This window comes from Microbacterium sp. H1-D42, from assembly GCF_022637555.1.
Taxonomy (GTDB): Bacteria; Actinomycetota; Actinomycetes; order Actinomycetales; family Microbacteriaceae; genus Microbacterium.
Map to the genome: position 1 here is coordinate 737,592 of NZ_CP093342.1, position 21,497 is coordinate 759,088.

The window sequence follows — 21,497 nt, forward strand, 5'->3', positions numbered from 1 at the left end:
GTCAGGCGGGACGACCTGCCCCGCTCTGAGTCGGTGCGAGCCGAAGACGGAGGCGGTGCGCGGTGGACGCGATGATGATGGATGCCATGGCATCTGAGATGAAGATGCCAGGCACGGAGATGATGGACATGCAGGTCTGGCAGGCCTGTATGGATGCCTGTTCGGCGTGCGAACAGGCGTGCACGGTCTGCTCGACGCAGATGATGGACTGCAGCGTCGCCTGCATGAACTGCGCAGACATGTGCAACACGATGATGCGCTCGATGATGCGAATGCAGGGGATGACCCCGGCCTCGATGATGGCCATGCTCGACGCGTGCATCGCGATGTGCCAGATGTGCATGGACGAGTGCATGCCGCACGCCGAGCACGACGAGGTCTGCCGGATGTGCGCTCAGGCGTGCAAGGCCTGCATGGACGCCTGCATGGCCGTGCGCGAATCGATGATGAAGATGGCGTCCTGACGCGGCACCAGGACCTTGATGCCGCCGGTCAGCTGATCGGCTCCAGCACGAAGACCGGGATCACACGTTCGGTCTTCTGCTGGTACTCCTCGTAGTGCGGCCACACCGCGTTCGCGCGCGCCCACCACTGCGAGCGCTCGTCGCCGTCGAGCTCGCGCGCGACGTAGTCGGCGACCTCTTCGCCGTCCTGCAACTCGACATGCGCGTTCTTCTTCATGTTCCAGTACCAGGCGGGATGCTCCGGCGCGCCGCCGCGCGACGCGACGACCGCGTACTCGCCGTCGTGCTCCACGCGCATCAGCGCGGTCTTGCGCAGGCCGCCGGTCTTGGCGCCCACCGTGGTCAGGACGATGACGGGCTTGCCCTGCATTTCGTTCGCCTCAGCGCCGCGCGACGCCTCGAACGTCTCGGCCTGCGTGCGTGCCCACTCCGATGTGCTGGGAAGATACTCTCCGTGCAATGGCATGGTTCGAGCCTAACCCGACTGTCAGCCGTGGGCTCTCAGCGTGCGACGTTGTACTGCACGACGTTGTACTGCACGACGTTGTACTGCGCGCCGCCGATCGCCAGCACACCGTAGGCGTCGTGCAGCGCGACGGGCGTGCCGGCGGCAGCTTCCAGCGCCGCGCCGCCCGCGTTCCAGATGACGTGCAGGTCGCCGTCGAGAGTGCGCAGCTGCAGGACGCCGGATGCTGCATCAACAGCATCCACGATGGCATCCACCCACCCGAGCGGCGTCGCCGATGCCATCCGCGCCTGGATCAGGTGCAGCGCGTGGCCAGGGGCATATGAGGAGCAGACGTCGCCGAACTCGCACATGCACGCCGCACGCTCACGCACCTCGAGGGGCGAAAGGCGAGTCAGTGGCGTGTTCACGGGAGTCCTCCTCAGGAATCGGATTCTCCGAGGCTACGTCCGGTTCGCGCTGCGGTCGATCTGCGCCGAAATGCGGCGAAACACAGCCGCCTCAGTCAAGGTCAGCAGCAGTCACAAGGTCAGCAGCAGGATGGCGCCGGTCACCGCGAGTCCGATGCCGATGCCAACGGCGATGCCGCGAGCCTGGCGGATCAGCAGCAGCACCAGCATCGCGAAGGCCAGGATTCCCAGCGGCCACGCCATCAGCTGCACGGTGCTCTGCGGTCCCGCGAACGGAAGGGCGAACGACGAGAACCCCATCCACCCCGCAGCGATGAGCACGCCGATCACGACCGACCAGACCCGCTTGCGCATCGGCACTGGAGGCAGTGCTCCATTCCAGCCATTGCGGGCCCGCGTGCGCGATTCGCTCGTCGCGGGCGTGGTGCTGCCGGCGGGTGTGGTGCGGTCAGTGGGCGCGGAGGTGTCCATGATGTTCTCAGTCTGACTGGCGCGGCGATGCGGCACCTGAGAGCCGCGGACGTCGCGCCGGGTGTACGCTCGTCGGATGCATTCGGAGCAGGAGAAGGTGATCGTCGGCGCATCTCGCGCCGACGGCAGAGGCTGACGATCAGCCGGTGGCGGACCCCGTCACCGGGCATTCGTCGCACCCGGCATCCGATCGGGCCTTCCTTCTCCTCTTCTTCGCCGCCTGACTCGGCGGCCGTACCGAAAGCACCTCATGCTCCCTCTTGACGAGCGCGCCATCCGCGCGTCCTTCATCAACGCCTCCCGCAAGGAGGTCTCGGTCCTGAACCTGCCCGCAGGGTTCGACGAGATCGACTTCGACCGGCTCGACTTCCTCGGCTGGTTCGACCCGAAGCTGCCCAAGCGCGCCTACGTCATCGCCATCGTCGACGACAAGCCGGTCGGCGTGGTGCTGCAGCGCACCGATCAGCGCACGGCGGCCAGGGCGCAGTGCTCGTGGTGCGACGACGTGACGCTCCGCAACGACGTGCAGTTCTTCTCGGCACGCAAGGCCGGACCCGCTGGACGCAACGGCGACAGCATCGGCACCCTGATCTGCGAGAACTTCGGCTGCTCCGACAACGTGCGCCGGCTGCCTCCGCTCGCCTACGAGGGCTACGACAGAGAACTCGCTCGAGACATGCGGATGCTGCGACTGCGCGAGCACGTCGCGGCGTTCCTGCACGAGGTGGGCTGACCGCCGGACTCAGGTCGTGGAGCGCGCGTGGGCGAGCGCGGGCGCTGACAGCTGCTTCGACAGATCCTGGAACACGGCCACGCTGCGTGCCCCGGGCCAATCAGCCGGCAGCAGCTCGGGTGCGAGCCCGGGATCGACGTAGGGCAGCACTCGCCAGCTGTCGATCAGGCGCACGTAGGCGTCGAAGGGCTGCGACTGATCGAGTGCGTCGGTGGATGCCAGGAAGCGGTCGTGCTCGGCGCGCAGCGCCGTCAGGTCCCACCAGTCGGCCACGGCTTCGGCCAGCGGGCGCGGCGGTACAGGGTCGGACGTGCGGAACAGGGTGGCGAACTCGCGCGCAGCGACCTCGACGAGCAGCTCTTCGACCTCGTCGGCCAGGTGGCCAGGCACGATCCACAGTCCAGGGGCGATGGAGCCGGCCCCCAGGAACAGCAGACGCCGGCGCAATTGGTGGCGCACGTCTCGCCTGGTCTCGGGGATGGTGGCTGATATCAGCATCCACTCGTCGCCCCGCGCCATCGTGCGCACCTGGAAGATGCGCCGGTCACCGCGCTCGAGCATCGACATCGCCGCCGGGTTGAGCGCGTAGCCGCGCGTCGCCGTCGGCAGCAGCAGACCTTTCTGCTTGATGCGGGCGATCGCGGTGCGCGCCTGCGGGGCGGGGATGCCGAGCTCACCGCCCAGTCGAACCAGCGCCGCCGATGAGATCTCGCCGCCGAGCGGACGCAGGTACAGCCCGATCACCGTGCGCAGCAGCGAGGTGGCGCTGCCCGGTCGCGCCTCGATGTCATCGAGCACAGATCCCGCAGGTGAAAGTGCGGTCATGTCAGCAGGGCGTCGCGCACCGCGAGCACGCCCCGAAGGGTCTCCTCATGCGAGGTGCTCAGCGGCGACAGGCCGAGTCGGATGCCATCGGGGAAGCGGAAGTCGGGGATCACGCCGTCCGCCCACAGATCCTGCGTGACCTGCTGGAACGAGTCGTGCCCGATCGTGACGTGTCCGCCGCGGTGCGAGGCATCGCGGGTGGAAAGCAGACGCACGCCGAGCGGTACGAGCAGAGCGTCGTAGGCGCGCACCGCGAAGTCGGTCAGCGTGATCGACTTCGCCCGCACGGCGCCGATGCCCTCGGCCTCGATGAGATCGAGCATGCCCTGCATGGCGAGCATCGACAGCACCGGCGGGGTGCCGCTGAGAAGCTGTCGGATGCTGCCGACCGGTGCGTACTCCGGACCCATCGCGAAGATGTCGGCGGCGCCCCACCAGCCGTGGATCGGCTGGGTGAGGGCGCCCTGGTGCTCGGCGCGCATATAGCCGAAGGCCGGCGAGCCTGGTCCGCCGTTCAGGTACTTGTACGTGCATCCGACGGCCATGTCGACGCCCCACTCGTCGAGCTGCATCGGCACGACGCCCACGGAATGGCAGAGATCCCAGAGCATCAGTGCCCCGGCATCCTTCACCACCTTCGTGATCTGCGGCATGTCGGCCAGTGCGCCCGAGCGGTAGTCGACGTGGCTGAGAACGACGAGCGCGGTGCGCTCGGAGACGATGGATGCCACATCCGCCGCACTCACGCCCGTGACCGGGTCTGGCTGCACCCAGCGTAGGGTCGCGCCGGTCTCGTTCGCGACGCCGGCGGCGATGAACCGGTCGGTGGGGAAGTTGCCCGATTCGATGACGATCTCATCGCGGCCTGGGCGAGCGGCGACTGCCGCCCGCATGAGCTTGTACAGCATGACGCTCGTCGAATCGGCGACGACAGTCTGCCCTGCTGCGGCGCCCAGCGTGGCGCGGGCGATGCGGTCGCCGAGCTGCATCGGCAGCTCCATCCACTGCTCGTCCCACGAGCGGATCAGCCGCGTGCCCCAGTCGTCGCGGATGAACGCCGCGGCCTTCTCGGGCATATCGCGCAGTGGGCGGCCGAGCGAGTTGCCGTCGAGGTATGCGGTCACGCCGGGGGCGTCGGCGAATGCGGTGAGGTGGTGCGCCAGAGGGTCGGCGGCATCGAGCGTGCGGGCCTCGGCGAGCAGGGCGGCGTCGCGGGTCTCGGCATCGGTCATCATCTCAGGGCTCCAGATCGGTGGTGGTGAGTCGGCGCGCCCGGTTCGGGTCGGCGTCGGGAAGAAGCAGCAGGGGAGTGCCAGGGACGAGCGGGTCGGCGGGGTCGAGGGTGCTGAGCAGGTCGAGTCCGTCGATGCCGGCGGCGCGCAGCGCGTCGATCTCGGCCTCGCGCAGATCGACCGGTGTGGGGCCGTTGCCCATGTCGCTGCCGTAGACGACCTCGCCGCCGGCGGCGAAGAACCGCCGCACGTTGTCGGTGACGATCGCCAGGGCTTCGCCGTCGTGGATCGCCATCGTCGAGATCCACGAGGCGGATGCCGCCTGCTCGCCGATCTCGTCGTCGGTCAGCCGCTCCGAGAAGGGCGAGTGCGCGAGACGGGTGGCGCCGAGGCGCACGACGCGCTGGGCCTGGCCAGGCCCCTCGGCATGTGCGACCAGCGGAATGCGGTGCTCGGCGGCGAGGTGCGCGAGGGTGCGCAGCAGATCGTCCCTCAGCACCGGTCCGGCGTCGCTGTTGCCGACGATCTTCAAGAAGGAGACACCTTCGGCGGCCAGGTCCGCGACGATCGCGGCCGCGTCGTCGGCATCGATGATCTGGTGCACGGAGCCGGTCGGCGCCCAGTCCCGGTCGGACGGGTAGCCGCCGACGGCAGTCAGGAACGGTCCGGCGTAGCGGACGGTCAGCGTGTCGCGTTCGGCCAGGTCATCCGAGAGGTCGCTGATCCATCCGATCTCGGCGCCAAGATCGACGACAGTGCCAAGGCGCGACCCCAAAAGCCCCGCAGGGTCGATCAGCTGCAGGTGCACGTGGTGGTCGGTGAACAGACCGGTGATCAGGCCGGGCAGGCGGGCAGTGCCCGCGGGGGCTTCGTCGTCACTGAGACGCCAGCCGTGGGTATCCGACGTCAGCGTCCCCTCACGGACCGTCGCGCCATCGAAGAACCGGACCGCCTTCATCCAGCGCTCGGCTTTCCGATCTCGGTGCGCACGCTGTACAGCTCGGGGAAGAAGGTGAGATCGAGCGCCTTCTGCAGGAAGCCGACGCCGCTCGATCCACCAGTGCCGACCTTGTGGCCGATGGTGCGGGCGACGGTGCGCAGGTGGCGGAAGCGCCAGAACTGGAAGTTGTCCTCGACGTCGACGAACTCCTCGCACGCCTCGTACAGGTCCCAGTGCTCGCGCGGGTTCTCGTAGATCTCGCGGATCGCATCGACCAGCTCGGCGTTCTCGCGGTACGGCTGACGCACGTCGCGCTCCAGGACCTCACGCGGCACTGGCAGGCCACGGCGGGCGACGAAGCGCAGGAACTCGTCGTAGAGCGTCGGCCGCTCCCACTCCGCCGTGAGCATGGCGAGGTTCGCCGGGTGGTCGCGGAACAGGCCCAGCATCCGCTCGTTCTTGTTGCCGAGCGCGAACTCGACGCAGCGGTACTGCACCGACTGGAATCCGGAGGAGCTGCCGAGGTCGCCGCGGAACTCGGCGTACTCGGTGGGAGTGAGCGTGGCCAGCACGGACCACTGCTGGGTGAGCACCTCTTGGATGTGTTTGACGCGCGCGATGTGCTTGAGCGCCGCGCGCAGGTCGTCGCCCGCGAGCCGGTCGCGGGCGGTGCCGAGTTCGTGCTGCACGAGCTTGAGCCACAGCTCGGTCGTCTGGTGCTGGATGATGAACAGCATCTCGTCGTGGTGCTCTGGTTTCGATACCGGATGCTGCGCCGTGAGCAGCCGGTCGAGATCGAGGTACGAGCCATAGGTCATCCGATCCTTCAGATCGGTGACGATGCCTTCTTCCAGGGAGCGCTCATTGTCGGCCATCCCGAAAACATATCACTTTCGTGGCGGCCGTCACAGGGGTGAAATCTCACGATGTCTGAGGCCGTGGAGCAGGTGATCGAGCCCATACGAGAAGGCGGCGTCGACATCACCGCCGAGCCGGAAGGCGCCGGCCAGTTCCATCTGCAGGAACCCGGTTGCCCACGCGGTGAACAGACGCGCGGCATCGAGCGCATGCTCGTCGCCCACGCGGGCGCGTGCCGCGCTGACGACAGGGGCCGCGGCCCGCTCCAGCGCGGCGATCGGGGCGGATGCGGTGAACATCAGCCGAAATCCCTCTGGCTGCGCGTGTGCGTGGGCGCGATAGGCCCTGGCGAGTGCGGCGAGGTCATCGTCGGCGGTGGCCAGCAGTGTGCCGAGCTCGTCGATGATGGATTCCGCGACGGCCGACAGCAGCGCGTCACGGTCTCGCACGTGCTTGTACAGCGAGGGTGCGCGCACTCCCACCCGCTCCGCGACGGCCTGCATCGTCAGCCCCGCGGGGCCACGGGCTTCGAGGATCTCGCGACCTGCGGCGATGATCGCCGCGAACGATGTGCGCTGCGGTGTCGGCATCCGAACCTCCAAAGACTGTTGACATCACCCACGATAGCTACGTATCGTAGCCATCGCAAGAGTCAGCGCCACCAGCCCCCGGAGGAATGTCATGAAGCTCGCCCCGCACCTGCACAGACTCGGTAACGACATCGTCGCGTCGTATCTCGTCGACCTTCCAGGCGGCATCACGCTCATCGACGCCGGCCTGCCGGGGCATTGGAACGATCTGCAGCGGGAGCTGGAGGTGATCGGCCGCCCACTGGCCGACGTCCGCGGGCTCGTTCTCACGCACGGCGACTCCGACCACATCGGCTTCGCGGAGCGACTGCGCGTCGAGGCGGGTGTTCCCGTCTACATCCACGCGGCCGATGCCCATCGGGCGCGCACCGGTGAGAAGCCGAAGACGCCGATGGGGCCGGCGCGCATCCGGGCGACGCTGGGGTTCTTCGCCTATGGGCTGCGCAAGAACGCGCTGCGCACCCGATACGTGCAGGAGGTCGTCGAAGTCGCTGACGGCGATGTGCTCGACCTGCCGGGCGCGCCGGTCGTGATCGGCATGCCGGGGCACTCGCCCGGCAGCATCGCCGTGCACATCCCGGCCGTGGATGCGGTCTTCGTCGGAGACGCGCTGACCACCCGCCACGTTCTCACCGGCCGCGAAGGCGCCCAGCCCGCACCGTTCACGGATGAACCCGCCGAGGCGCTGGCCTCTCTCGACCGCCTCGCATCGCTGCCGGCAACCTGGGTGCTCCCAGGCCACGGCGCCCCCTGGCACGGCTCACCCACCGACATCGCGGCTTCGGTGCGCGCCGCCTGACCCGCTCCCGCTCCCACTCTCTTTCGGTCGAGAGCACGGGATCTCGCCGAGTGCACGGGATCTTGGCGTGAACGAGTCGTGCACTCGGCAGCATACGGTGCACTCGGCGATCAGTCAGCGTGCGGTGAGGATCTCCGCCGTCGTCGCCAGCGCGATCTGCGGGGGATAGAGGCCCATCACGTGCAGGGCCGCCGCGTGGTTCTCGGCGGTCGAGCCCGCGCAGGCGTCGGTCGCGATCGTGAGGCGTGCGCCGGCATCCGCACCAGCCAGCGCCGTCGACAGCACGCAGCAGTCCGTCGAGACGCCGGCGAGCACGACGTGCGCGCCGCGACCGACAACCTGTTCGATCTCGGCACCCCACTTGCCGAAAGTGGGCAGGTCGAGCGTCGGATGCTGAGACACGCCGCGCGCCGCGGGAACGAGGTCGTAGAGCGGATCGGATGCCGGCTTGTCGGCGAACGGCCACGCGTCGAAGTACTCGCCCCACGAGGTCGAACGGTCAGCCGTCGGCATCCACCGCGTCACCAGCACGTTCTCGCCGAAGCTATCGGCGAGCAGCCGGATGTTGGCCATCGCACCCTCGAAGAACGGCGACCCCCATTCGGAGTCCGGCGAAGCGAAGATGTTCTGCGGATCGATGATGACCAGCCACGAGGACTGCGTCACGCCTGCTCCTGCCGCCTGATCTTGCCCGCACGGGCGAACCAGGTCACCACGAACGACAGCACCAGGGCGACGAAGACGCCCACGTTGGCGAATGCCCACTCGCCGTCCTTGCCGCCGATGAGGAACAGCAGGTAGCCCTGCCAGTTGTTCCAGGCGGCCTCCTCGGCGAACAGGTTCACGACGAGGCCCCAGCCGATCACGCTGGTGGCGACCATCGTGAGCACCGACGTCCAGTCCCAGGCGCCGTAGCGGCCGTTCGCGTCGAACAGGGCATCCTCGTCGTAGTCCTTGCGGCGACGCAGGATGTCGGCGATGAGGATGCCGGCCCACGATGCCAGCGGCACGCCGAGGGTGATGAGGAAGGACTGGAACGGGCCGAGGAAGTCGGCGGCGAAGAACACGACGTAGATCGTGCCGAGCGTGAGGATGACGCCGTCGATGGCCGCGGCGCTCGGTCGGGGGATGCGAATGCCGAGGCTGATCAGCGTGAGACCGGACGAGTAGATGCCGAGTACCGCGCCCGAGACCAGCGCGAGCACCGCGGTCAGAAGGAACGGCACGAGCACCCAGATCGGCAGGATGGTGGCCAGGGCTCCGATCGGGTCGGCGCCGACAGCATCCATCAGCTTCGGATCAGACCCGGCCAACAGCACACCGAAGATGACCAGGATCACCGGGGCGATTGCACCGCCGAAGGTGTTCCAGAACACGATCGCACCGTCGGACGCCGTGCGCTTCTGGTATCGCGACCAGTCGGCGGCGATGTTGATCCAACCGAGGCCGAAGCCGGTCATCACCATCACCAGCGCACCGATCACCGCGCCCGTGCTGCCGTTCGGGATGGCCATCACAGCGGCCATGTCGATGTGGCTGCTGGCGAGGATGATGTACAGGATCGTGACGGCGCCGGTGATCCAGGTGAGCACCGACTGCATCTTCATGATGGTGTGGTACCCGAGCACGGAGGCCGCCACGATGAGGGCTGCGACCACGATCGTCGCGATGATCTTCAGCGCCACGCTGTCGCCGTCACCGCCGAGCTGGGTGATGACCGTCGCGGTGGCGAGCACCGCCATGATCGCCAGGAACGTCTCCCAGCCGATCGAGGTCAGCCACGAGACGATGCCTGGCACCTTCTGCCCATGCACGCCGAAGGCGGCGCGCGAGAGCACCATCGTCGGTGCGGAGCCGCGTTTGCCGGCGATCGCGATCAGGCCGCACAGGAAGAACGACACGACGATGCCGATGATCGAGACGAGCGTCGCCTGCCAGAACGAGATGCCGAACCCCAGCACGAACGAGCCGTAGCTCATGCCGAACACCGAGACGTTGGCGGCGAACCAGGGCCAGAACAGGTCGCGTGGCTTGGCGGTGCGGTCGGATTCAGGGATGATCTCGATGCCGACGCGCTCGATCAGCGCGGGGGTGTTGTCGCTCATGCCCTCATCCTGGCACCGACTCCGCCAGGCCGCGAGGATATCCGCGGCGGCTCAGCGCCCGAGCAGTTCGGTGACGGTGTCGATCGCGCCGTCCGCGATGCGGAAGAACGCCCAGGTGCCGCGCTTCTCGCGCTCGAGGAATCCGGACTGCACGAGGATGCGCAGGTGATGCGAGACGGTCGGCTGACTGAGGCCGAGCGGCTCCGTCAGATCGCACACGCACGCTTCGCGGTCGGCATGGGCCGAGATCATCGAGAGGATGCGCAGGCGCGCCGGATCGGCCAGCGCCTTCAGCGAGGCGGCGAGCGAGACGGCGTTCTCCTGGCTGATCGGCGCGCGAGTCAGCGGTGCACAGCAGGATTGCAGGTCGCGCAGCGGGATGAGCTCGAGAGTCGGCATACCTCGATTGTGCGCAAGATATTGACAGACGTCAATATCTACGCGACGATCGCAACGTCCGAATATCGATGAGTATCGATGAAAGGAGTGCGAAATGGACGACTGCTGCGAAGCCGGCTGCGAGCCGATGCCTGACGGCACGTGCCCGACCGGATGCTGCTGACGCACACCGAAGCGGGGCCGCCGATCAGATGATCGACGGCCCCGCCGGGTGCGGCGGATCTCAGCCGGCGAAGAATGCGCGCGCGACGCGCGACAGATCGTGCAGGTCGCTGACGCCGGCGAGTTCGCGCGCCGAATGCATCGACAGGATCGGGATGCCGACATCGACCGTCCGGATGCCAAGGCGCGTCGCCGTGATCGGCCCGATGGTCGAGCCGCAGGGCACCGCATTGTTCGAGACGAACTCCTGCGAGGCGACACCCGCCGACTCGCACCAGTCCGCCCAGGCGGCAGCACCAAGGGCATCGGTCGCATAGCGCTGGTTGGCGTTGATCTTCAGGATCGGGCCCGAGCCCAGCAGGGGCTGCACGACGGGGTCGTGGCGTCCAGCGAAGTTCGGGTGCACCGAGTGGCCGACGTCGCTCGACAGGCACCAGGAGGTTGCATATGCGCGGCGCAGGTCTTCAGCATCCGCGCCGAGCGAGCCGTAGATCCGCTCCAGGATGTCTTCCAGGATCGGGCCAGCGGCCCCAGAGCGCGAGGCCGAGCCGAGTTCTTCGTGGTCGAATGCGGCGAGCATCGGGATGACTCCGGACGCCGAGGGCGCCGCTTCGATCAGCGCGACCACGCCGGCGTGCACCGATGCCAGGTCGTCGAGGCGACCCGAGGCGAAGAACGCGTCGTCCTTTCCGAAGACCGCTCCGCGGGCAGCATCCGCCACGACCGCGTCGAAGCCGCGGATCTCGGCGGCATCGACGTTCGCCGTCGCCGCCAGTTCGGCGAGGATGTCCGCCGACTCGGCTGAGCCGAGGCCCCACACCGGCTGCGTGCCGGTCTGCTTGTCGAGCGCGAGCCCGTCGTTCACGCCCCGGTCGAGGTGGATCGCGAGCTGCGGCAGGCGCAGCAGCGGTCCGGTGGCGGCGAGCACGACGCGGCCGTCGGCCAGAGCAAGCCGCCCGGCGAGACGCAGCTCGCGGTCGAGCCAGGAGTTCAGCAGCGGCCCGCCGTAGACCTCGACGGCGGCCTGCAGCCAGCCGTGCGAGCCGGTCGTCGGCTTGGGCTTCAGCTTGAAGCCGGGGGAGTCGGTGTGGGCGCCGAGAACGTTCGCGGGAGTGATGGCAGTGGCATCTGAAGGCACGGCCCAGCCGATCGCCGCGCCGTCGCGCACGATGACGAATCGGCCGCCCGGCTGCGTCGGCCAGGCGTCGGCTTCGTCGAGGCGGGTGAACCCAGCATCCACCAGCCGCCGCGCGACCTCTTCGGCCGCGTGATAGCTCGACGGCGAGGCGGCGACGAAGTCGGCGAGGTCGGCGGCGTGCGCCAGCGCGGCAGGAGAGGGTGCGGCAGAAGACGTGTCAGGCATGCCTTCGATGCTATCCCGCACCTTGCGCCGACGAGCATGAGCGCAGGGGTGATCAGTGGAATGGGCCGCCGCGCTCTGGGTATGCACCCGAGGTCTGTTCGCGAGCGCTAATGTCGGATCGGCTCGGTCGTTTCATGAGCCACACACGGAGGGGCGAGAGAAATGTCAGACATCAAGAGCACGAACGCCTGGCAGCGCTTCTGGGAGAAGGGCGGGTGGTGGCGGTCGGCGATCGCCGTCGCCGCGTACTTCGTCGTCTACCAGTACGTCCCGCTGCTGTTCGCGCCGCTCTTCCCGGATTCCGCGGGGCTGGATGACGCCGCAAAGGTGTGGATCTTCACGGTCATCCCGATCGCGTTCGGCGGTCTGGTGCTCGTGCTGTTCGCGTGGTCGCTCGGCTGGTTCCGCGAGCTGTTCGGTCCGCAGCCGATCCGTGGCCGTGGGTGGATGTGGATCGGCGTCGCGACCGTGCTGGTGTTCAACATCGTGCATTTCGCAACTGTCGACTACGGCACGGCCGGTGCCAGTGCCGTCATCGCATGGCTCGTCGCCGGGCTGTGCATCGGCTTCGCCGAGGAGACGCTGACGCGCGGCGTCGTGGTGAACCTCATGCGCAAGCACGGTTACCGGGAGATCGCCGTCGCCACCGTCTCGGCTGCGCTTTTCGCAGTGCTGCACGCCGGGAACCTGCTCACCGGTCAGTCGCTGCTCGCGACGCTGTTCCAACTGGTGTACACCTTCGGATTCGGCATCCTGATGTACCTCACCTTGCGCGTCACCGGCAGTCTGGTCTGGCCGATTCTGCTGCACGCGTCGACGGATCCCTCGATCTTCCTGGCGACGAGCTACCCGACCACGGGGCTGGGGGCCACGCTTGGAGGGCTCGGCAATCCGGCTGTGATCATTGTCGGACTCATCCTGCTGATCTTCATTCGCGGCAAGGTGACCCCGGCAGCCGATGTGATCAGCACTCCCGGCGAGGCGAGATTCTGACCCGCGCCCGCGAAGACGCCAACGCGCCTCGCGCCGTCACCGAGCTGTCTCGGCGCTCGTCGCCCCCGCGCTAAGGTCGTCGGGTGTCCGGTCTCGCCATCGCCCTGGCGCTTGCCGCCGCCGTCGCGCACGCCGCGTGGAACGTCATCGCGCACAACGTAAGCCGCGCGGGCGTGCCGTTCCTGTGGTGGGGCGCTCTGGCGAGTGCCGTGATCTGGGCGGGCGCGATCCCGTTCACCGGCGGGCTCGGCACCGACGACCTTCGCGGATTCCTGCTCGGCGTGGGCGTATCGGCCGTGCTGCACGTGCTCTACATGGCGGTGCTGCAGCGCGGATATCAGGTCGGGGACCTCTCGACCGTCTACGCCACCGCGCGGGGGAGTGGGCCGTTCCGGTCGGTCATCATCGCCATGGTGCTGCTGGGTGAGCGACCCTCTGCGGTTGCGCTGGGCGGTGTGGCGCTGGTGCTGCTCGGAGTCATCGGCATCGGACTCGTCGACCGCGACTCCTCAGGAGTGCGCCGCGGCGTCGACCCCGCGGTGCTGTTCGGACTGCTCACCGGCGTGATGATCGCGACCTACACGATATGGGACGCCCACTCGGTGCGTGAATGGAGCCTCTCGCCGGTGGCCTTCATGGTGGGCACCACGGTGCTGCAGTTGCCCTTCTACAGCGTCGTCGTGCGGCGGCGCTGGGCATCCGTCTGGCAATTGGGGCGTCGCGAGTGGCGCCGGATCATCGCCTTCGGCATCCTGTCGCCGCTGTCGTACATCCTCGTGCTTCAGGCGATCACGATCGCCCCGGTCGCGCTGATCGCGCCGCTGCGCGAGGTCAGCGTCGTGCTGATCAGCCTGTTCGGCGCGTTCGTGCTGAAGGAGTCGCGGCCAGGGCTCCGCATCGCGGCCTCTGTGGTCGTGGTCGCGGGCGTCGTGCTGCTCGCCTTCTGAAGGCGGTGGTCCGCGACGGTGTCGGTGGATACTGATATAGAACAACTGTACTATTCAATAGTTGCCTGCGCGAGAAGAATATAGAACAAAGCATTGACTTGCCTGCCTGGTCGGACGTAGGCTGAAGGCATGTCAGATCACCTGTCTGCACTGCATGAGGCGATGGATCGCCTCGACGCGGTGTGGGCGGATGCCGGCGACGCGGCGGGTCTCCCGCGGCCCCGGTTGGTCAGCACGAATGCGGCGATCGGGCTGATGCGGCGGCAATTGGATGCGCTGCAGGCCGAGGTGGCCGCCGAGATAGCGCATGAATCGCGTCCCGAGCTCGGGGCGGACTCGCTGGCGAAGCAGCACGGATTCCGCAACACGGCCCAGCTGATCGCGTCGACGACGGGGTCGTCGGCGGGTGATGCGGCCCGGCTGGTGAAGGTGGGCGAGGCGATCGCGCCGCGCACCAACCTGGTGGGGGAACCTGTTCCCGCGAAGTACCCGGCCGTGCGGCGGGCGGTATGCGCGGGTCAGATGAGCACGTCTGCCGCGGGCCTGATCATCGCCTTGTTGGACCGGAGTCGTCTGAAGGTCGGCGCAGACCGGATCGCCGAGGCGGAGGAGCTGCTGGCGGCGAAGGCGGTGGGATTCTCGCTCGACGACGTGCGCAAGCTGCTCGCCAGGGCGGAGGCATTCCTCGACCCCGACGGGATCGAGATGCGCGAAGACGAGCGCCGGAGTCGCCGCTCGGCGACCATGTTCGAACGCGACGGGATGTTCCACCTGAACCTGGTCACGACCGTCGAGGCGGGTGCCCCGATCAAGGCGTCCGTGCAAGGGCACGTGTCAGCTGTGTTCGGTGCTCGCAAGGGGGCTATCGCACCCGATGGGCTGGATGCGGATCAGCGAACTGTGCCGATGCTGCAGGCGGATGCGCTGACCGCGCTCTGCGAGCACGCGGTCGGATGCAGCACCGACCGAGTTCCCCTGAATGGCGCCACCGTCGTCGTGCGCGTCAACCTGGACGACCTGACGGACGGCAGCGGGTACGGCACGATCGACGGCGTCGACGAGCCGATCAGCATCAGCGCGGTGCGAAGGATGGCGGCCTCAGGCGCAGTCATCCCCTGCGTGCTCGGCGGAGACAGCGAGATCCTGGACTGGGGGCGCGAGAAGCGCCTGTTCACGCCCGCGCAGCGGCTCGCGCTCGGCGAGCGTGACGGCGGATGCGCCATGTGCGGACTGCCGCCCGGCATGGCGAAAGCGCATCACATCCGCTGGTGGATGCGAGATTCCGGGCCCACCGATCTCGACAACGGCGTGCTGCTCTGCGACAACTGTCACCATCGCATCCACGACAGCGGGTGGGAGATCAACATCGAGGGGGCCGGTGTGTCCGCTCAGGTCTGGTTCGTGCCGCCGCCGTTCGTCGATCCGTTGCGGACACCCCGCCTTGGTGGCAGAGCCAGATACGACATCGCCGCGTAGCCGCGCAGCTCACCCGCCGACAGCGCGCAGGTACTGGCCGTCGTTCGAGACGCCCGAGCCTGAGACGGTGAAGCGCACGACCTCGCTGAGGTAGCGGTCCTCCGAAGCCTCGAAGACGCGGCCGTCAGCGTCGCGCGAGATGCGACTCAGGCGCAGGATCGGCGAACCGGGTGCCACGCGCAGCAGCGCGGCATCCTGAGCATCCGCCGCCACCGCATCGATCTCGTGCTGCACGGTCACGATGCCATGCCCTCGCGACCCGAGGTACTCGGTGATCGACACGGCATCCGTGTCGACATCCAGCAGCAGCCGGCCCACGTCCTCGCGGTAGCACAGCCGCTCCAGCATGGTGGGTCGCCCGTCGAGAAGCCGCAGGCGCACGACGCTCACGATCGTGTCCCCCTCGGCGACGCCCAGCGCCGCCGCCCGCTCGGCACCGGCCTTGCGCAGACTCAGTTCCTGGGTGATCGCCCCCGGCGTCACCCCGAGGTCGTGCGCCCAGCGCGTGAACGGCACCGACATGTCGACTGCCTGATCGGCCTTCTTCGACACCACCCTCGCCGGGCGGCCACGGTGCGTCTCGATCAGCCCCTCGGCGCGCAGGGTGCTGAGCGCGTTGCGGATCGGGCCACGCGACGTGCGCCACCGTTCGGCGAGCTCGGCCTCGGTCGGGACGCGATCGCCAGGGCGCAGATCCCCGGTCGTGATCCGCGCCCGCAGGTCTTCCGCGATCCGGGTGTAGACAGCTTCAGTCACATAGGCATACTACTTGGCCGAGTAGGGTGATCGCCGCCCTGTTCGCCTGTCGTTCATCCTGGCGAATCCTGGGTGAACGGCTGCTGAACAGTGCCGAGATAGGTATATTTCTCGGCATTCGACCTGTCAGAGTTTCTCGCGGACACCTTCCCGTACCCCTCTGAAAGGTCCTCATGAAGCTTCGCGCTCTCCCCGCTCTTGCCGGTCTCGCCCTGCTCGGGCTCGGCCTCGCAGCCTGCTCCGGCTCGGCCGGTGCGGCCCCCGGCACCGACGCACCCGCAGCGGCAGGCGGCTACGCGGTCGACGAGAACACGCTCGTCTTCGGCGTCGTCCCCGACTCGGTCGACACCGAGACCAACTACAGCCCGCTGATGGACTACATCGCGCAGGAGACCGGTAAGAAGGTCGAGTACCACGAGTCGACCGACTACGCGGCCCTCATCGAAGCCGCCATCGCCGGCAAAGTCGACGTCGCCTCGTTCTCGGGCTTCACCTACATCACCGCGACGAACAACGGCGCGAAGCTCACGCCGATCTCGTCGATCGTCACCAAGGAGGGCCAGGAGCCGGGGTACTACTCCCAGGCCATCGCCCCCAAGGACAGCGACGTGAAGACCCTCGCGGACTTCGCGGGCAAGAAGGTCTGCTTCGTCGACCCGTCGTCGACCTCCGGCTACCTGTTCCCGAGCTACAACCTGCTGGACGCGGGCATCGACCCCGAGAAGGACGTCACCCCGGTCTTCGCCGGAAAGCACGACGTAAGCGTCACCAAGACCGGTGAGGGCAAGGAGTGCGAGGTCGGGTTCGCCGAGGACTCTGAGGTCGCCAAATCCGACAAGGTGAAGGTCATCGCCGAGACGATGGTGCCGGGTGCTCCGCTGGTGTACTCCGACAACCTGCCGGACGAGCTGAAGACGCAGCTGACCGACCTGCTCGCCGAAGTCACGATCGACCAGATCATCGAGTCCGGCGTGACCAGCGCCGACTCCGACGGCTTCCGCTCGGTCTTCTTCGAGACGAAGCCCGTTGACGACTCCTACTACGACGTCATCCGCGACATCTGCAAGAAGACCAACGCCAGCCAGTGCCAGGCCTGACCTCGACGCACTGACCCTGTGACGGACCGACCCCGAGAGACGAGCATGAACACGATCAACACCACCGAGCCGATCGTCCGCATCGAATCGCTCACCAAGCGCTTCGGTACGACAACCGCGCTCGCCGATGTGAACCTCACAGTCGGACGCGGCGAGATCGTCGTGCTGCTCGGTCTCTCGGGGTCGGGCAAGTCCACCCTGCTGCGCCACATCGACGCGCTCGAGATCCCCACAGCGGGGTCGGTCGGCGTGCTCGGTCAGGATGTGCCCACCCTGCGCGGTCGCGCCCTGCGTCGCCTCCGCAGCCGGGTCGGCTTCATCTTCCAGCAGTTCGAGCTGGTCAGTTCGCTGACCGTGCTCGAGAACGTGCTCACCGGGGCGCTCTCGAGTCTGCGCGGCCCGCGGCTCGGACTGTTCAGCTACTCCCGCGCGGACAAGCTGCGCGCGCTCGGCCATCTCGACAGAGTCGGGCTGCTCGATCGCGCCTACCAGCGCGCCGACACCCTCTCCGGCGGACAGCAGCAGCGCGTCGCCATCGCCCGCGCGCTCATGCAGGACCCCGAGGTGCTGCTCGCCGACGAGCCCGTCGCCTCACTCGACCCCGAGTCGAGCTCGCAGGTGATGGCGCTGATCCGCGAGATCGCCGCCGATGACGGCCTCACCGTACTGTGCAGCCTGCACCAGGTCGATCTCGCCATCGACTGGGCCGACCGCATCGTCGGACTGCGACACGGTGAGGTCGTGCTCGACACCACCACCGATGACCTCGACAAGGCCAAAGTCATGGAGATCTACGGACGCGTCGCGACCACCACCGCCGAGATGCGGATCCTCGAGCGCGAGCTGCTCGTGCCGGAGCCAGTGGCATGACGCTGCTCGCCCCGCCGCCCGCGGCGCCCACCGCACCACCGGCAGACCTCGAGGCCCGCGCCCCGCGCCGGCCGCTCAGCCCCGAGAAGATCAGCGCCGGGCTCACTCTGATCGTGATCGCCGGTCTCGCCGTCGGCGCGCTGATCGATCTGAACATCACCTTCGCCGGCGTCGCCGACAGCATGGCCAACGCCCAGAACTTCTTCGCCCGCGTCGGCGGACTCCGCTTTCCCGAGCCCGCGGAACTGCTGCACCTGACGGTGCTCACCGTTGGGCTCGTACTCACCGGCACCCTGCTCGCCGCCGTGCTTTCGGTGCCGATCGCGTACCTCGCAGCATCCAACACCACCCCGAACAGCACGGCTCGCGGCATCGCACGCTTCATCGGCGTCTTCACCCGCGCCCTGCCAGACGTGGTGCTCGCGATGGTGTTCGTGCTGATGTTCTCGCTGGGCACGCTGCCTGGAATCCTCGCCATCGGCATCCACTCCATCGGCATGATCTCGAAGATGTTCGCCGACGCGATCGAGCAGATTGACGAAGGCCCGCGCCTCGCCGTCCGTGCAGCCGGTGGCACGAAGCTGCAGGAGTTCACCGCCGGCATCCTGCCCCAGGTGCTGCCCAGCTGGGTCGCCACCGTGCTGCATCGCAACGACATCAACCTGCGCGGTTCGGTCGTGCTGGGCTACGTGGGCGTCGCCGGCCTTGGTCTGGAGATGTCGCACGCGTTCAAGTCGCTGAACTACGGACTCGGGCTCGGCATCGCACTCGTGATCTTCGTGCTGTGCGTGGCGATGGAGATCATCTCCAGCGCCGTGCGCGTGGCGATGCTGGGCGAGAAGGATGCCGGACGGGGCGTGTTCGTCAAGCTGTTCCGGCGCAGGAGCGGACGGCGGGCACGTCGGCAGCTGCACGGACCGACGTTCGAATCCATCGAGCAGGCCGCACACCGGCCATGGACCGTAACACGGGTGCGCAACACGATCGCGGGCTGGATCGCCGTGGCGGTGGTCGTGGCATCCGTCATCGTCAGCGACATCGTCTGGAGCGACTTCCTCACCTTCTGGGCCAAGGTGCCGGCGGTGCTCGCGAGCTTCTGGCCGCCGAACTTCGGCAGCTACGGCTTCGAGACGATCGCGCTGGCGATGTTCGACACGATCCGGATCGCGCTCGCCGCGACCCTCATCACCTTCGTGCTGTCACTGATCATCGGCTCGCTCGCCGCCCGCAACGTCGCCCCGAACGCCGGGGTGCAGGGCGGATTCCGGATGCTGCTGGTGATCATCCGCGGCATCCCAGAGCTGATCCTGGCGATCGTGCTGATCATCATCACCGGGCTCGGGCCGCAGGCCGGCACCATCGCCCTCGCGATCGGCGGCATCGGGCTGCTCGGCAAGCTGATCGCCGACTCGTTCGAAGAGGTGCCGCGAGGGCCGGAGCGGGCACTCGCGGCAACAGGCGCCACCCGGCTGCAGATGTACGCCGGTGCCACGCTGCCGCAGGGATCGCGCGCGCTGATCGGGCACACCTTCTACATGCTCGACACCAACGTGCGCGCGGCGACCCTGCTGGGTATCGTCGGCGGTGGCGGCGTCGGCTACTACCTGCTCAACGCCGGTCAGGGGTCGAACTACCAGCTCGTCGGCAGCATCGTGATCATGATCCTGGTCACCGTCCTCGCCGTCGAAGGACTCGCCATGTGGATGCGGAAGGTGTTCCGTTGAACGCCGCGCGCGCCGACGTCGTCGTCGTCGGCTCGGGGATCGTCGGACTCGGTGCGGCGTACGCGGCTGTGCGCCGCGGGTTGAGCGTGATCGTCGTCGACCGCACGGATGCCCCGGTGGGCGCCACCGTGCGCAACTTCGGTCACATCTGTGTGGGCGCGCAGGCCGGCGAAGCGCGCCGTTACGGCGAGATCAGCCGCGACCTGTGGCAGCGTCTGGCGACCGACGCCGGGTTCTGGCTGCGCGAATCGGGCACGCTCGTCGCAGCGCGGCACGTCGACGAAGTCGCGGTGCTCGAGACCGCGGCGCGCGATGGGGGCATGCAGATGCTGTCACCGTACGCGATGCTGCAACGGGCGCCGCTGCGTGCCGAGGGCCTGCTCGGTGGAGCGCTCATCGAGGGGGACCTGCAGGCGAATCCGCGGGAGGCCGCCGGCGCGATCGCTGCGCACCTGGCATCCGCCGGAGTCGACTTCCGCTTCCGCACCGCGGTGACCTCGGTCGACACGGGCCGCGTGCAGACCACCCGCGGACCGATCGAGGCCGGGCAGATCGTGGTGGCAGTGGGCCACGACCTCGACCAGCTGCTGCCCGATCTCGCCGAGCGCGGCGGCGTCGTGCGCTGCGCTCTCGACATGATGCGCGTGGCAGCGGACCTGCCGACGCCTCTTTCGGCGCCGCTGCTGACCGGCTGGTCGCTCGTGCGCTACGGACGCTTCGCGGATCTTCCGGAGACCGCCGCCCTGCGCGCGCGGCTGCACGGCGAGCGCCCAGACCACGCGGCTCTCGATCTCAACCAGATGTACACGCAGCTGCCCGATGGATCGCTGATCCTCGGCGACTCGCACGCCAAGGCCATTCAGCCGCCGCCGTTCCAGCCCGAAGCGGCGTTCGACGCCTTCTTGGAGGAGGCCGGTGCGCTGTTCGCCCCCGGCGGCTTCCGAGTGCTGGAGCGCTGGCAGGGCGTGTACGCGTCCGGACCCTCGGAGTTCCTGATCGAAACGCCCGCCGACGGCGTGCTCGCGATCGCGGCCACGACCGGCATCGGGATGACCTGCGGCCTCGGGCTGGCCGAATCCACTCTTTCCCACCACCTTCAGGAGGCACCAGCATGACCGCCATCGAACTCGTCGTCCTCGACATGGCAGGCACCACCGTTCGCGACGACGGCGTGGTGGAGCAGGCGTTCCAGCGCGCTGCCGAGCGCACCGGCGTCGCCGATCGGATGCCATGGGGTGACGCCCTGCAGTACGTGCGCGACACGATGGGGCAGTCCAAGATCGAGGTCTTCACGCACCTTTCCGGCGGCGACCGCGTCGCGGCCGAGCGCGCCACGGCCGCATTCGAGGCGGCATACGACGAGATCATCGCCGAGCAGGGCGCCGAGGAGATCCTCGGCGCGCGCGCTGCCATCGAGCAGTTGAAGTCCGACGGACTGAAGGTCGTCCTGACGACGGGCTTCGCACCAGTGACGCGTGATGCGCTGCTGGATGCCCTCGGCTGGCACGACCTCGTCGACCTCGCGCTGTCGCCGGTGGATGCCGGTCGCGGACGTCCGCACCCCGACCTGGTGCTCACGGCGCTGCTGCGCACGGGAGTCTCGTCCGTGCAGGCCGTCGCGGTCGTCGGCGACACGGCAAGTGACGTGCTGTCCGGCCGGCGGGCCGGAGCCGGATTCGTCGCCGGCGTGCTCTCGGGCGCGCACGATGAAGCCGCGATCCTTGGTGCCGGAGCCGACGCGGTGCTGCCGAGCATCGTCGATCTGCGCGAGACGCTGGCGGCCCGTGGGCTGCTCGCCCCGGTTCCGGTGAGCTGAC

At 68.2% G+C, this 21,497-nt stretch carries 24 protein-coding genes; 10 read left to right on the forward strand and 14 right to left on the reverse strand.

Annotation, left to right across the window (positions count from 1 at the left end; genetic code table 11):
• Position 1 precedes the first annotated feature (1 nt).
• From MNR00_RS03360 to MNR00_RS03375, 4 genes are all read right to left on the reverse strand, one after another.
• A complete protein-coding gene (locus tag MNR00_RS03360; RefSeq protein ID WP_241927765.1) occupies positions 2 to 355 on the reverse strand; it encodes a hypothetical protein in 354 nt (117 codons plus the stop codon).
• 137 nt (positions 356 to 492) lie between these two features.
• Positions 493 to 930, reverse strand: a complete 438-nt coding sequence (locus MNR00_RS03365) for a nitroreductase family deazaflavin-dependent oxidoreductase (protein WP_241927766.1) — start codon at positions 928 to 930, stop codon at positions 493 to 495.
• Between the two features lie 35 nt (positions 931 to 965).
• Positions 966 to 1,340: a hypothetical protein gene (locus MNR00_RS03370; protein ID WP_241927767.1), complete on the reverse strand. Its 375-nt coding sequence runs from the start codon at positions 1,338 to 1,340 to the stop codon at positions 966 to 968.
• 111 nt (positions 1,341 to 1,451) lie between these two features.
• Positions 1,452 to 1,811 carry a hypothetical protein gene (locus MNR00_RS03375; RefSeq protein WP_241927768.1) on the reverse strand — a complete coding sequence of 120 codons (360 nt, stop codon included), beginning with the start codon at positions 1,809 to 1,811 and terminating at the stop codon, positions 1,452 to 1,454.
• 250 nt (positions 1,812 to 2,061) lie between these two features.
• On the opposite strand from MNR00_RS03375, the gene MNR00_RS03380 reads away from it, so the two are divergent.
• A complete protein-coding gene (locus MNR00_RS03380) occupies positions 2,062 to 2,544 on the forward strand; it encodes an FBP domain-containing protein (protein WP_241927769.1) in 483 nt (160 codons plus the stop codon).
• 9 nt (positions 2,545 to 2,553) lie between these two features.
• Here MNR00_RS03380 and MNR00_RS03385 read toward each other — a convergent pair whose 3' ends face one another.
• From MNR00_RS03385 to MNR00_RS03405, 5 genes are read right to left on the reverse strand one after another with little or no spacing between them, the layout of a single operon-like run.
• The gene (locus MNR00_RS03385) at positions 2,554 to 3,369 is read right to left on the reverse strand and encodes a PaaX family transcriptional regulator C-terminal domain-containing protein (protein WP_241927770.1); all 816 of its coding nucleotides are present in this window, start codon (positions 3,367 to 3,369) and stop codon (positions 2,554 to 2,556) included.
• Positions 3,366 to 4,601, reverse strand: a complete 1,236-nt coding sequence (locus tag MNR00_RS03390) for an aminotransferase class V-fold PLP-dependent enzyme (RefSeq protein ID WP_241928752.1) — start codon at positions 4,599 to 4,601, stop codon at positions 3,366 to 3,368. The genes MNR00_RS03385 and MNR00_RS03390 overlap by 4 nt, the downstream gene beginning before the upstream one ends.
• A gap of 4 nt (positions 4,602 to 4,605) precedes the next feature.
• Complete coding sequence (locus tag MNR00_RS03395; protein WP_241927771.1) at positions 4,606 to 5,559, reverse strand: hydrolase; 954 nt, start codon at positions 5,557 to 5,559, stop codon at positions 4,606 to 4,608.
• Complete coding sequence (locus MNR00_RS03400) at positions 5,556 to 6,416, reverse strand: tryptophan 2,3-dioxygenase family protein (protein ID WP_241927772.1); 861 nt, start codon at positions 6,414 to 6,416, stop codon at positions 5,556 to 5,558. Before MNR00_RS03400 ends, MNR00_RS03395 begins: the two co-directional genes overlap by 4 nt.
• Before the next feature lie 30 nt (positions 6,417 to 6,446).
• A complete protein-coding gene (locus MNR00_RS03405; RefSeq protein WP_241927773.1) occupies positions 6,447 to 6,989 on the reverse strand; it encodes a TetR/AcrR family transcriptional regulator in 543 nt (180 codons plus the stop codon).
• Between the two features lie 91 nt (positions 6,990 to 7,080).
• Between MNR00_RS03405 and MNR00_RS03410 the strand changes: the two genes are divergently transcribed.
• Complete coding sequence (locus MNR00_RS03410) at positions 7,081 to 7,788, forward strand: MBL fold metallo-hydrolase (RefSeq protein ID WP_241927774.1); 708 nt, start codon at positions 7,081 to 7,083, stop codon at positions 7,786 to 7,788.
• Between the two features lie 114 nt (positions 7,789 to 7,902).
• Here MNR00_RS03410 and MNR00_RS03415 read toward each other — a convergent pair whose 3' ends face one another.
• From MNR00_RS03415 to MNR00_RS03430, 4 genes are all read right to left on the reverse strand, one after another.
• The gene (locus MNR00_RS03415) at positions 7,903 to 8,454 is read right to left on the reverse strand and encodes a cysteine hydrolase (RefSeq protein ID WP_241927775.1); all 552 of its coding nucleotides are present in this window, start codon (positions 8,452 to 8,454) and stop codon (positions 7,903 to 7,905) included.
• On the reverse strand, positions 8,451 to 9,893 hold the full coding sequence (locus MNR00_RS03420) for a cytosine permease (protein WP_241927776.1): 1,443 nt from the start codon (positions 9,891 to 9,893) through the stop codon (positions 8,451 to 8,453). The genes MNR00_RS03415 and MNR00_RS03420 overlap by 4 nt, the downstream gene beginning before the upstream one ends.
• Before the next feature lie 51 nt (positions 9,894 to 9,944).
• On the reverse strand, positions 9,945 to 10,292 hold the full coding sequence (locus tag MNR00_RS03425; protein WP_241927777.1) for a metalloregulator ArsR/SmtB family transcription factor: 348 nt from the start codon (positions 10,290 to 10,292) through the stop codon (positions 9,945 to 9,947).
• A gap of 223 nt (positions 10,293 to 10,515) precedes the next feature.
• The gene (locus tag MNR00_RS03430; protein WP_241927778.1) at positions 10,516 to 11,817 is read right to left on the reverse strand and encodes a M18 family aminopeptidase; all 1,302 of its coding nucleotides are present in this window, start codon (positions 11,815 to 11,817) and stop codon (positions 10,516 to 10,518) included.
• Between the two features lie 162 nt (positions 11,818 to 11,979).
• Here MNR00_RS03430 and MNR00_RS03435 point away from each other — a divergent pair, with 162 nt between their 5' ends.
• The 3 genes from MNR00_RS03435 to MNR00_RS03445 all read left to right on the forward strand — a co-directional run bounded on the left by MNR00_RS03435 (position 11,980) and on the right by MNR00_RS03445 (position 15,233).
• A complete protein-coding gene (locus MNR00_RS03435) occupies positions 11,980 to 12,810 on the forward strand; it encodes a CPBP family intramembrane glutamic endopeptidase (RefSeq protein WP_241927779.1) in 831 nt (276 codons plus the stop codon).
• Positions 12,811 to 12,893: 83 nt separating this feature from the next.
• The gene (locus MNR00_RS03440) at positions 12,894 to 13,757 is read left to right on the forward strand and encodes an EamA family transporter (protein ID WP_241927780.1); all 864 of its coding nucleotides are present in this window, start codon (positions 12,894 to 12,896) and stop codon (positions 13,755 to 13,757) included.
• Between the two features lie 129 nt (positions 13,758 to 13,886).
• Positions 13,887 to 15,233 carry an HNH endonuclease signature motif containing protein gene (locus MNR00_RS03445; RefSeq protein ID WP_241927781.1) on the forward strand — a complete coding sequence of 449 codons (1,347 nt, stop codon included), beginning with the start codon at positions 13,887 to 13,889 and terminating at the stop codon, positions 15,231 to 15,233.
• A gap of 9 nt (positions 15,234 to 15,242) precedes the next feature.
• Here MNR00_RS03445 and MNR00_RS03450 read toward each other — a convergent pair whose 3' ends face one another.
• The gene (locus MNR00_RS03450) at positions 15,243 to 15,989 is read right to left on the reverse strand and encodes a GntR family transcriptional regulator (protein WP_241927782.1); all 747 of its coding nucleotides are present in this window, start codon (positions 15,987 to 15,989) and stop codon (positions 15,243 to 15,245) included.
• Positions 15,990 to 16,162: 173 nt separating this feature from the next.
• On the opposite strand from MNR00_RS03450, the gene MNR00_RS03455 reads away from it, so the two are divergent.
• The 5 genes from MNR00_RS03455 to MNR00_RS03475 are packed head-to-tail and all read left to right on the forward strand — an operon-like array spanning position 16,163 to position 21,496.
• A complete protein-coding gene (locus MNR00_RS03455) occupies positions 16,163 to 17,086 on the forward strand; it encodes a phosphate/phosphite/phosphonate ABC transporter substrate-binding protein (protein ID WP_241927783.1) in 924 nt (307 codons plus the stop codon).
• A gap of 45 nt (positions 17,087 to 17,131) precedes the next feature.
• Complete coding sequence (phnC, locus tag MNR00_RS03460; protein ID WP_241927784.1) at positions 17,132 to 17,956, forward strand: phosphonate ABC transporter ATP-binding protein; 825 nt, start codon at positions 17,132 to 17,134, stop codon at positions 17,954 to 17,956.
• The gene (locus MNR00_RS03465) at positions 17,953 to 19,680 is read left to right on the forward strand and encodes an ABC transporter permease subunit (RefSeq protein ID WP_241927785.1); all 1,728 of its coding nucleotides are present in this window, start codon (positions 17,953 to 17,955) and stop codon (positions 19,678 to 19,680) included. The genes phnC and MNR00_RS03465 overlap by 4 nt, the downstream gene beginning before the upstream one ends.
• A complete protein-coding gene (locus MNR00_RS03470) occupies positions 19,677 to 20,795 on the forward strand; it encodes a TIGR03364 family FAD-dependent oxidoreductase (RefSeq protein ID WP_241927786.1) in 1,119 nt (372 codons plus the stop codon). Before MNR00_RS03465 ends, MNR00_RS03470 begins: the two co-directional genes overlap by 4 nt.
• Positions 20,792 to 21,496, forward strand: a complete 705-nt coding sequence (locus MNR00_RS03475; protein WP_241927787.1) for an HAD-IA family hydrolase — start codon at positions 20,792 to 20,794, stop codon at positions 21,494 to 21,496. Before MNR00_RS03470 ends, MNR00_RS03475 begins: the two co-directional genes overlap by 4 nt.
• Position 21,497: the final 1 nt, after the last annotated feature.